7 protein-coding genes and 1 pseudogene are annotated in these 11,482 nt (G+C 63.5%); all 8 read right to left on the reverse strand.

All coding sequences use genetic code 11. The features are described from left to right. Positions 1-51: 51 nt before the first annotated feature. The 8 genes and pseudogenes from rpoB to QP997_RS08930 all read right to left on the reverse strand — a co-directional run bounded on the left by rpoB (position 52) and on the right by QP997_RS08930 (position 11,400). Positions 52-3,564: a DNA-directed RNA polymerase subunit beta gene (gene rpoB, locus QP997_RS08895; protein WP_284846908.1), complete on the reverse strand. Its 3,513-nt coding sequence runs from the start codon at positions 3,562-3,564 to the stop codon at positions 52-54. Positions 3,565-3,907: 343 nt separating this feature from the next. Beyond that, positions 3,908-4,882: a cell envelope lipid trafficking protein PgfA gene (pgfA, locus tag QP997_RS08900; protein WP_284846909.1), complete on the reverse strand. Its 975-nt coding sequence runs from the start codon at positions 4,880-4,882 to the stop codon at positions 3,908-3,910. A 137-nt stretch (positions 4,883-5,019) separates the two neighbouring features. Beyond that, positions 5,020-5,406, reverse strand: a complete 387-nt coding sequence (gene rplL / locus QP997_RS08905; protein WP_070759791.1) for a 50S ribosomal protein L7/L12 — start codon at positions 5,404-5,406, stop codon at positions 5,020-5,022. 136 nt (positions 5,407-5,542) lie between these two features. Beyond that, the gene (gene rplJ / locus QP997_RS08910) at positions 5,543-6,055 is read right to left on the reverse strand and encodes a 50S ribosomal protein L10 (protein ID WP_284846910.1); all 513 of its coding nucleotides are present in this window, start codon (positions 6,053-6,055) and stop codon (positions 5,543-5,545) included. 397 nt (positions 6,056-6,452) lie between these two features. Further along, complete coding sequence (locus tag QP997_RS08915) at positions 6,453-9,191, reverse strand: choice-of-anchor M domain-containing protein (protein ID WP_350309551.1); 2,739 nt, start codon at positions 9,189-9,191, stop codon at positions 6,453-6,455. Continuing rightward, positions 9,165-9,992, reverse strand: a pseudogene (locus tag QP997_RS08920) (anchored repeat-type ABC transporter permease subunit); the annotation flags it as partial. The gene QP997_RS08915 and the pseudogene QP997_RS08920, both read right to left, overlap by 27 nt. Further along, positions 9,992-10,705 (reverse strand): anchored repeat-type ABC transporter ATP-binding subunit, encoded by a 714-nt coding sequence (locus QP997_RS08925; RefSeq protein WP_284846913.1) that lies wholly within the window; start codon positions 10,703-10,705, stop codon positions 9,992-9,994. The gene QP997_RS08925 and the pseudogene QP997_RS08920, both read right to left, overlap by 1 nt. Positions 10,706-10,809: 104 nt before the next feature. Next, on the reverse strand, positions 10,810-11,400 hold the full coding sequence (locus QP997_RS08930; RefSeq protein ID WP_284846911.1) for a choice-of-anchor M domain-containing protein: 591 nt from the start codon (positions 11,398-11,400) through the stop codon (positions 10,810-10,812). Between the last annotated feature and the right edge of the window lie 82 nt (positions 11,401-11,482).

Below are 11,482 nucleotides of genomic sequence, written 5' to 3' on the forward strand. Positions count from 1 at the left end.
CATTGTGGGTGAACCTAGGTCAGAATCTGAAAGTGTGCGAAGCCTTGAGCGTTAGCCAACGTCGATGTCGGCGTCTGGACGCTCATCGCGCTGCAGGTTAATACCCAGCGCTGCGTTTGCGGACTCAAGCTCGTCGTCATCATCGGAGGACAGCTCCATCGGGGTGCCGTCCGCAGCCAGAACCTCAACGTTCAGGCACAGGGACTGCAGCTCCTTGAGGAGGACCTTGAAGGACTCTGGGATACCCGGATCCGGGATGTTCTCGCCCTTCACGATCGCCTCGTAGACCTTCACACGGCCCACCACGTCATCGGACTTGATGGTCAGAAGCTCCTGCAGGGTGTAGGCGGCACCGTATGCCTGCATTGCCCACACCTCCATCTCGCCGAAGCGCTGGCCACCGAACTGGGCCTTACCACCCAGCGGCTGCTGGGTAATCATGGAGTAAGGACCGGTGGAACGGGCGTGAATCTTCTCGTCGACCAGGTGGTGCAGCTTCAGCATGTACATGTAGCCCACGGAGATCGGGTGCTCGTATGGCTCACCAGTACGGCCATCGATCAGCTGCGCCTTACCGAAGTCATCCACCAGGCGGACACCGTCGCGGTTCGGGCGCGAGGAGCGCAGCAGACCGGACAGCTCGGCGTTGGACGCACCGTCGAACACCGGGGTGGAGGTCAGGGAATCGGCCGGAACGTCGTAAAGCTCCTCCGGTAGCGTCTCCAGCATCGCCTTGATCTTCGGGTCCTCGGAGTTGGTGTCGACCTGCCAACCGGCCTTCGCCAGCCAGCCCAGGTGCACCTCCAGGACCTGACCAATGTTCATACGACGCGGCACACCGTGGGTGTTCAGGATGATGTCCACCGGGGTACCGTCCGGCAGGAACGGCATGTCCTCCTGCGGCAGGATCTTGCCGACGACACCCTTGTTGCCGTGGCGGCCGGCGAGCTTATCGCCGTCCTGGATCTTGCGCTTCTGGGCAACGTAAACGCGGACCATCTCGTTGACACCAGCGGCGAGGTCGTCGTCGTCCTCACGGGAGAAGACGCGCACGCCGATGACCTTGCCGGTCTCACCGTGCGGAACCTTCATGGAGGTATCGCGAACCTCGCGGGCCTTCTCACCGAAGATGGCGCGCAGCAGGCGCTCCTCCGGGGTCAGCTCCGTCTCACCCTTCGGGGTGACCTTACCGACGAGGATGTCACCGTCGCGGACGTCCGCACCGATGCGGACGATACCGCGCTCGTCGAGGTCAGCAAGGACGTCCTCGCCGACGTTCGGGATGTCGCGGGTGATCTCCTCCGGGCCCAGCTTGGTGTCGCGGGCGTCGATCTCGTACTCCTCGATGTGGATCGAGGTCAGCACGTCCTCCTCAACCATGCGCTGGGAGAGGATGATCGCATCCTCGTAGTTGTGGCCCTCCCACGGCATGAAGGCGACGAGCAGGTTCTTACCCAGCGCCATCTCACCGTTATCGGTGCCCGGGCCGTCGGCGATGACCTGGCCAGCCTCGACGCGGTCGCCCTGGTTGACCAGCGGCTTCTGGTTGTAGCTGGTGCCCTGGTTGGTGCGCTCGAACTTGCGCAGCATGAAGGTATCGCGGATGCCCTCATCGTCCATGATGGTGATGTAGTCAGCGGAGACGTACTCCACTACACCAGCCTTCGGGGCGATGATCAGGTCACCGGCGTCGTACGCAGCGCGCTGCTCGATACCGGTACCGACGTACGGGGCCTCGGCGCGCAGCAGCGGCACAGCCTGACGCTGCATGTTCGCACCCATGAGGGCACGGTTGGCGTCGTCGTGCTCCAGGAACGGAATCATCGCGGTTGCGACGGAGACCATCTGGCGCGGGGAGACGTCCATGTAATCCACCTGGCTTGCCGGGACGACCTCCACGTCGCCGCCGCGCAGACGGACCTCAATCTGGTCCTCGGTGAACTTCATGTCCGCATCGAACGGCGTATTCGCCTGAGCGATGACGTGACGGTCCTCTTCGTCAGCGGTGAAGTACTCGACCTCGTCGGTGATCTTGCCATCGACGACGCGACGGTACGGCGTCTCGATGAAACCGAACGGGTTCACGCGGGCGTAGGAGGACAGGGAACCGATCAGACCAATGTTCGGGCCCTCCGGGGTCTCAATCGGGCACATGCGGCCGTAGTGAGACGGGTGAACGTCGCGAACCTCGAGGCCAGCGCGCTCACGGGACAGACCACCCGGACCCAGCGCGGACAGACGGCGCTTGTGGGTCAGGCCGGACAGGGAGTTGTTCTGGTCCATGAACTGGGACAGCTGCGAGGTACCGAAGAACTCGCGGATCGCTGCCGAGACCGGACGCACGTTGATCAGGGAGGTCGGGGTGATGGACTCGGCGTCCTGCGTGGTCATGCGCTCGCGGACGACGCGCTCCATGCGGGACAGGCCAACCCGGACCTGGTTCTGGATCAGCTCGCCGACCGTACGCAGGCGGCGGTTGCCGAAGTGGTCGATGTCGTCGACCTCGATCGGGATCTCCACGCCCTCCGGGGAGGTCATGGTGCGCTCGCCCGCGTGCAGGCGGACGAGGTACTCGATCGTGGTGAGGATGTCTTCCTCGGTCAGAGTCATGGTGCCGTCGGTGTCGCCACCGAGGCCCAGCTTGCGGTTGACCTTATAGCGGCCGACCTTCGCCAGGTCGTAGCGCTTCGGGCGGAAGAAGGAGTTCTCCAGCAGAGCCTGCGCGGAGTCGCGGGTCGGGGACTCGCCCGGACGCTGCTTGCGGTAGATCTCCAGCAGTGCCTCGTCCGTGTTCTCAACGCCATCCTTCTCGAGGGTGGACATCATGATCTCGGAGAAGCCGAAGCGGTCGGTGATCTCCTGGGTGGTCAGGCCGAGGGCCTTCAGCAGGACGGTCACCGGCTGGCGGCGCTTACGGTCGATGCGGACACCGACGGTGTCGCGCTTATCGACGTCAAACTCCAGCCATGCACCGCGGGAAGGAATGACCTTCACGCCGTGCAGCGGGCGCTCGGTGGAGGTGTCGATCGACTCGTCGAAGTAGACACCCGGGGAGCGGACCAGCTGGGAGACGACGACACGCTCGGTGCCGTTGATGATGAAGGTGCCCTTATCGGTCATCATCGGGAAGTCGCCGATGAAGACGGTCTGGGACTTAATTTCGCCGGACTGGGCGTTGGTGAACTCCGCGGTCACGTACAGCGGTGCCGCGTAGTTGATGTCCTTTTCCTTGGCCTCGTCGATGGAGGTCTTCACGTCGTCGAAGCGTGGCTCCGAGAGCGTGAGGGACATGTTTTCCGAATAGTCCTCAATGGGGGACAGCTCTTCGAGGATGTCCTCCAGTCCGCTCGTGACGCGGACTCCCTCCCCAGCCTCGGCCTGCATGCGGGCGCGCCACTCCGGGGCGCCGACGAGCCAGGCGAAGGACTCTCGTTGGAGGTCAAGAAGGCCTGGAACCTCGATCGGCGCGTCGATCTTCGCGAAAGAATAGCGAGTCGAAGCTCCGGGGATTCCGGCCACTGAACTTGTCTGGCGGGAGACTGCCAAGATGGGTCCTTCCAGCACTAAGCGTTTCTCCTCGCCTGGGTGGAGCCAGGCTGGGAAACGGTTGCGTGAGCGTACGATTTTTCGTGGTGGTCTATATCGGTGGTGTTACTCTGAACGCCGGATAAGCAGGAATGCCTAAAGGACCTTGTCAAATCCACTTTTCCGCAGCCTGCGACTGCTGGAGGGAAGCTCATTGCCAAGGCCGATTGTTGGTGAGATCATCATCTCTCAACTCGCCTGCCCACAAGGGTTCAGAATTTAACCAGCGCAACGAACTACCATATAGTAGTAGCCCCCAAATGTCCACCCCCGTGGATACTGATCAGGCTGATAGTATCTGTCCGCTTCGGCGGGCGCAAAATTACACGCTTGTAGCCCGGCGCTTGCGCTCACGGCGCAGCGCCACCACCAGTGCGGCGAGCAGCAGGATCACGCCGGCCCAGAACACCCCACGACCCCACTTCTCCGTGGAACGCTTGCCACCGAGCTCGTCTGCCTGGTCCAGCATCTGGCGCTCATTGGCCTCGGTCGTGCGCCCCTCAAACTTCAGCAGCGGCTCCACCACCTCGCCTCCAGCGTTGCGGTACTCGTCCCGAATGTGCTCCTCGATGCCGACGATCATGCCGGACTCCGGCTCCACCGCCAGCTCGCGCCAGCCGCCGTGGTACAGCTCCGCACGGTCGCCGTCCTTGACGATGGCATTGCGGATGCCGCTGTAGCGGGAGCTGACCTTTTCCGACGGAATCTCCTGGCGGAAGAGGTAGATCTCCTTCTCGGCACCGCTAGAGGTTTCCCGGCGCTCCGTGCCCCGGAACTCCGCCGGGTAGGCGTGGCGGGCGGTCCAGTCGAAGTATTCGTAGCTCTGCTGCTGGGTGTCCACCGGGAACTTCGCCCAGGAGCCCTCCATCTCCACGGCCTTCGGCGGGGTCGCCGGGGAATCCGCGACCTTGGCCTCCCCCACGGCTTCACCGTTCATCCGGTTCACCCGGTAGCTATACACCTGCGCGTCCAGCAGGGACTCCAGATCGTCCTTCACATTGGTGCGGGCGTTGGAGACGCCGACGCGCACCGTCGCCTCCTCCTCCGTGGCCGGCTGGCCCAGTTGCATGTTGAACTGGCGAGCCACCGGCGCCTGGATGGGCTCATCCTCCCCCACGCCCAAGTACCCCGGACCCACGGTTGCGTCCTCGTCCTCCAAGGTGAAGGTGGTGTGCTGCAGGCTCAGTGGCACCGGCCGCTCCTCGGGGAAGAGCCGTGGCAGGAGCACGCCCGCCACGATCATGGCGCTGGCCAGGCCGAGCACAAACACAGCAACGATACGGGACTTCGAGTTCATGCTGAACATGCTACAACAGCCCGCAGACACGCAGTTTCCCTTTAAAAAGTAGCGCTGGGCAGCAATAGAAAAACCGCCCCGGCAAGGCGAACCTTGCGGGGCGGTGAATCACGCGGCCACTGTGCGCGGCAACTGGATTACTTGAGGGAGACCTTTGCGCCGGCCTCTTCCAGCTTAGCCTTAGCTGCCTCAGCGTCCTCCTTGGAAGCGCCCTCGAGCAGAGCCTTCGGAGCAGCCTCAACGAGCTCCTTAGCCTCCTTCAGACCCAGGCCGGAGACGACCTCGCGGACGACCTTAATGACGCCGATCTTCTTAGCGCCTGCGTCCTCCAGGACGACGTCGAACTCGTCCTTCTCCTCAGCAGCAGCGCCGCCCTCAGCGCCACCAGCAGCTGCAACAGCAGCAACCGGAGCAGCAGCGGTGACGTCGAAGGTCTCCTCGAACAGCTTGACGAACTCAGAGAGCTCGATCAGGGTCATCTCCTTGAAGGCATCCAGCAGCTCTTCGTTGGTGAACTTAGCCATAATAGGCATCCTTTCGTGTTGTGCCGCCTGGGCAATCGACCCTGCGGCGAAGTGTTTTTAAAAGTTTTTACTGTGGTGGACCGGCTTGTGGTCCAGCGCGGTGACACACCGTGCCCTCGCGCCCAGCGTGGCGGAACTAGTCCTTCTTCTCCTGCAGGGCAGCCGCGAGGCGTGCAACCTGGGACGCAGGAGCGTTGAACAGTCCAGCAGCCTTTGCCAAGGAACCCTGGAGAGCACCGGCCAGCTTGGCCAGGGTGGTCTCGCGGTTGTCCAGGTCGGCGATAGCCATGACCTGCTCAGCGGACAGCGCAGAGCCGTCCATGTTCCCGCCCTTGACGACGAAAGCCTCGTGATCCTTGCCGAAATCCTTCATGGCCTTAGCTGCGTCAACAGCCTCGCCCTTGATGAAAGCAACAGCGGTAGGACCAGTCAGCAGGGATTCGTCAATCTCAACGCCGGCTTCCTTAGCAGCCAGCTTGAGCAGGGTGTTCTTGGCGACGGAGTAGGTGACATCCTGACCCAGCGCGCGACGCAGCTCGGTGGTCTCAACCACGGACAGACCGCGGTATTCGGTCAGCACGGTGGCGTCTGCTTCCTCGAAGCGTGCCTTGAGCTCCTGCAGCGCTGCAGTGTTCTTTGGATTAGCCATACTCTCGCCTCCTTCCTGATGTTCTGGTGTACGTGTGTACGTGCACCGGCGATCGAAACGAAGGAAACACTTTCACAACGACAAAGCGCCCCGTACCCGCAGGGGGCAACGGGGCGCTTCTGGAACCGCAGCTCGCTGGCGTAAACCTAGCGGCGCGATACAAAACGTCTCGTGTTACCTGCGTGGGCCGTCATCATGACGATGATCCTTCAACCCGGGAGCGCTCGCACGAGCTTGCTGATGAGATCAGCATGACCGGAAAGCGTTTTCCCAAGTGACCGACGGTCTTCGGTGAAACTTTGAAACATATCAAAACTTCGCCTGACAGCTTAACGTCCAACAGCCGAAAGACCAAATCGGCCTAGGCGGCATCCCGAGGCGCGCCGCGCTTGTGCAGTTAATCGGTTTCAGCCTCGTCCTCAACGCTGCCGTTAGCTGCCATGGCTGCATTACTGCGCATGAGGCGCCATGCGATGAACGCGAAGAATGCCCCGCCGAGCAGCGCCATGCCGCCCATGCCGAACATCAGTCCGCCAATCCAGCCGCCCTGGCCCAGCGCATTGGCTAGCTGGATGGCCTTGCTCTCTGGTTCAGCATTCTGGTCCTTGTCAGCACCGCGGTCAGCAGAACCTTCGCGGGCATTGACCGCGTACTCGCTGTCCTCTGTGGCACCCTCCGACTCTGCTCCGTCGAGCTCTTCCTCGGCGCCCTCGTCAACGGAATCCCCGCCATCAGAGTCAATCGCGTCCAGCGCGAGCGGGGCTGCACCAGAAGAGGACAGCCCGCTGCCTCCGCTAGTTCCGGCGCTGGCACCGGAGCTGTGTGAACCTGCACTGGGTGACGAACCCCCAGTCACGGCGCCACCAGCAGTGCGGGCCGGACCGCCGCCAGTAGCGCCAGCAGCCCCGGCGCTCGTGGCACCCGTGACAGCCCCAGCTCCGCTCTCGTCTCCGGCATGCGCATCGCCAGGCGTGATTTCGGGCTGAGCTTCGGGCTGGCTGGACTCCGCCGAGGAGAGCCCGAGGATGCCCCGAACCGACTCGAAGATCTCGCCCAGGTAGCCCACGCCGGTGTCGATGGAGTCGACGATGCCGGTGGTCTCGTTAAGAATGCCGACGAGCTTGTTATTGCTCTCGCCCGTGGTCCCACCGGAATCTCCGCCGTCGCCGATGCTGTCACCGTCGCCGCCGATATCGCCCGCATCGGTGCCATCGTTTTCACCGATACCAGGAGTCCCGCCACCGTCGCCGGAACCTGCGTCAGGCCCGTCGCCAGTGCTCCCCTCGCCGTCGCCGGAGGAGATTTCCTTCGGCGCGACCAGGAAGTAGGCCTCCAGTTCCTTGGACACCTTCTCCCCCGAGGCCGTCGTCGCCTGGAACTCGAAGACCGCACGGTACCGGCCCGGCGCGGAGAACATGAATGCCTGGTGATCGTGAGTTGGGTTGCGGAAGGTGATCTTCTTATCGAGCTTCGCGGAATCCAGCAGCACATCGAACTGGCCAATCCCGCCGCGGGCGGTGACCATGCGGCCGGGGCCGTCGAATTCCTTCAGGCCGATCTTCACGCCGTCCTTGGAGAGCTTTCCGTAATTCGCCCCCTCCGTATTGAATCCGAGCCACGGCACATCCGGCGCTTCCTGCTGGGTCTGCGGAATCTGCCACAGCTTCTCGCCGTATTCCTTGCCGCCATTCCCCAGCGCTGAACGCAGCACCTCCGGGGTGCTGACCTTTGCTCGGTCCGAATCGATGACAAATTCAAAGGTCCCCGATGGGCGGTTGACCAACTTGGACGGATTCTGCCCGTCGATCAGCAGTGCATCCCAGCTTTTGTGGACGTCCCCCTCCCCCGGTTTATGGCTGAACGCCAGGTCCATGTGGCCGTGACCGATGCTCACGCGGTCGGAGGACCCTGGGATCGGCTTGTGATCCGGGTCGACGGTTCCGCCGTTGCCCGGGGCGGATTCGCCAGGGTTCTGCTCCCCGTTGTCGCCGCCGTTTTCACCAGGGGCATCGGAGCCCGGGTTGGCGCCGCCGGGGTTCTCGGAATCACCAGGCTTGCCCTCCTCCTCATCGCTGCCCACGCCATCCGGGAAGAGCTCCGCCCGCTGGTCCTCCGCGGACTTCTTGATGAGGTTCAGGTTCTTGGTGGTGCCTTCCGGCAGGCCGACTTCCTCATCGGAGCCCACGAGCCAGGTGATCGGGGTTGGCTCCGAGACCAGCTTCTTTCCGTCCGTCGTCTTGGTGCTGACCTGCCAGGTGAAGGTGTACTGGCCGGCCTTGCTGAAGGTCCAGCCGAAGTGGCCGTGCGCTCCGACCTCGTAGGTGAAGTGCGTGGGCCCGTTCTTGGTGGAGATGTAGTTCTCGGCTTCCTTGAGCGCGTGACTATAGAAGAACATCTCCACGTTGCCCGGCTTATCAGCACCGACCAGGGAGAACTTGACCTCGTCATTCACGAAATTCTGCGGAACTTCGTACTCATGGTGGGGGTCGAAGGCCCCAGCGCCCGCCCAGACCGGGCGCCAGCCGTTCCAGGTATCAACCTGCTGCGGCGCGTGCCACAGAATGTCCCCCGGCTTGCCCAAGAAGGAGTACGTATCACCTTCCGGAACCACCAGTCGGGAGACCTCCTTGCCCTCATTGTCAGCGTCTGGCGCCAGCCGGATGCACACGTCCTCTGGATTAGTGACGGCCATGCCGTCCACCACCATCACCGCCAGCTTGCCATCGCGGTAGGTTCCATAGAGCGCGTCAACATGAGCCTGGTAGAGCAGCTTCTTTCCCGCGCACACGTGGGTTTTCCCCGTGCGGGGGTCGATCGTGTCCTTGGGGACGGTCGGGTTATCGCTCGGATCACCGGGCTTGTGCTGGGGCTTATCCTGTGGCTTTTCGGCCGCCGGGGTGACGTCGGTTTCCTGTGCCGCCGCTACAGGCAAAAACCCCGAGGACGCCGGAATCGCCACAAGCGCCCCGAGCAGCGCGACTACGGACGCCACCGCCCCGACGACGCGACGTCCCGCCGTGCGAGACGGTGACGTCGTACGAGACTGCGCCAACGGACGAGACGGCGCCGACGGACCGCGGCGACCGCGCCCGAACACACCGTGACGAGGCGACACGAGGTAGGAAAAAATAAACATTGCGGTGAGGACGAGTACGATCGTCGCCCCCGTGGGCACATCCGCGGCCCAGGAAATATACACGCCGAGCACCGCTCCCACGGCCCCGATCAACGCGGAGACCCACATCATGGTCACCACCCTTTCCGTCAACAAGCGCGCGGTCGCCGCAGGGGTGATCAGCAGCGCGAGGACGAGGATGTTGCCCACCGTCCGAACGCTCATCACCACCGCCATCGTCACGCACACGTACAACAACATGTCCAAAGCCAAAACGTTCAGGCCCATCGCGCGGGCCGTCTCCCGGTCCAAGGACACCGCCACCAGGCGGGAATGGAATAGCCACAGCGCCGCCATGATGACCGCACCGCCCAGCGCAACGATGTAAATATCGGAGCGCGCAACGCCGGTGATGGAGCCGAACAAGAAACTCGTCAGCGAGGCCGTATAGCCCTCAATCTGAGCGATAATCACCAGCCCCAATGCGAAGGAAGCGGCGAAGAAAATACCGATCACCGTGTCCTCCTTCACGCGCCTGCGCTGGGAAAACACCGCGATGAGCAGCGCAATCACCACTCCCGCCACAGCGCCACCGAGCAGGACAGAGACCTGCAGTGCGAACGCGATCGCCAGGCCGGGGAACACGGCATGGGCCACCGCGTCGCCGAGGAAGGCCATCCCCCGCAGCGTCACGTGAGTGCCGACCACCCCGCAGATCACCGCGCCCAGCACGGCAATCATCAGGGCATTGGGCAGGAAGCTCAGGGCGGGGTTGGCGAGGTCCGCGATGAACTCCGCCGGAGAAAGGAAGCTGTGTCCCATCAGTTCGGAACCTCAATTCCAATGGCTCGAAGGTGCGTTGAATCCCGCGCGATGTCGAAGGTCTCCATCCACGGTTCCGGTCGGTTGAGTTCCTCCGGAGTCCCCATTGCCCGGATGCCGGCCCGCAAGAGCACCAATCGATCGGCGAACTGCCGGGCTTCCGCCAGGTTGTGGGAGACCATCAGCACCGCCATGCCGGAATCCGTGAGCCGGCGAATGACCTCCATCAGTTCCTCGGAGCGTGGCAAATCCATGCCGGTGAATGGCTCGTCGAGGAAGAGGACGTCCGGCTGTGTGGACAGGGCGCGGGCGACGAGCACGCGCTGTTTTTGCCCGCCGGAGAGCTCTCCGATGGGGCGGAGGGCGAGATCGGTCAGGTTGACGGTATCGATGGCCTGGCTGGCGGCCTGATAGTCCGCCGCCGACCAGCGTTGCCAGAGTTTCCGCTGGCCCAAGCGACCAGAGAGCACGCATTCGCGCACGCTGATGGGATAGCTCCAGGCGAAATCGTGGTTCTGCGGGACGTATCCGAAACGTCCGGCGGTGACCGTGCCGCGGGACGGGATCAGTCCCATCAGAGCGCGCATCAACGTGGTCTTGCCGGCGCCGTTGGGGCCGAGCAGGCCCACCAGCTCGCCGGGGTAGAGGTCGAGGTCCACTCCTGCGAAGATCTCGCGGCCGCCGAGCGCGACCGTGAGGTTCCGCGCGGTCAGCGCGGGGGTGCGGCCATCAGCGTCCGGGCTAGTTGCTCGATCATCGGCGGAGGATCGACCGCCGGGGCTCTGGTCAGCCGCGTAGCTCCGAATGTTCGTGGCGGTCACCAGCCGGCCTCCTTCTTCGACTTACGGCTACGGAAAATCCCGAAGGCACCCGCGACGACGACGAGACCACCTATAACAACCGCGATGACCAGCGGTGCCGTCGAAGAGTCCCCGGCCTCATCCGAGGCGTCGCCTCCCATATTCTCCGCGGACGGCAGTTCCCCTTCCCAGCTCGCAGCGTGGGCTTCTTCCGGGTTGGTGCCCACTGCGAACTTCAGCACGTGAACGGTTGAGTGCTCCTGGCCGTCCACGTCGATGCCCGTGGCGGCCACCGCGACCTTGTGCACGCCCGGTTCGGTGAAGACCCAGTTCGCGTGGACGTGCGTGTTCATGTCGACGTAGATCTCGTTGTGCCCGTCCTCTTTGTCCGCCTTTTCGTCGGCGGTGGACCACAGCACCTGCGGTTCCTCGAAGGTGCCGTTCTGGAGGAAGAGCGAGAGGTCGCCCGGACCCTGGTGGCCCACAAGCCGCAGCTTCATGCCGTCCTTGAACTGCTCGTTGAGCTGCGGCGATTGGGTGTTCCACCCCAGCCAGGGGGCCTCCGGGCGCTCGGTCTGCGGGAGGACCCACACCTTGTCCCCGGCCACAGCCCCGGGTTAAGGGTCAAAAAGTGTGTCTGGCCCGGCGTGTCGTGGGGGTTAGATTTGGCCTTTTTGGATGCCGATTGAG

The organism is Corynebacterium sp. MSK039, from assembly GCF_030232315.1.
Lineage (GTDB): Bacteria > Actinomycetota > Actinomycetes > Mycobacteriales > Mycobacteriaceae > Corynebacterium.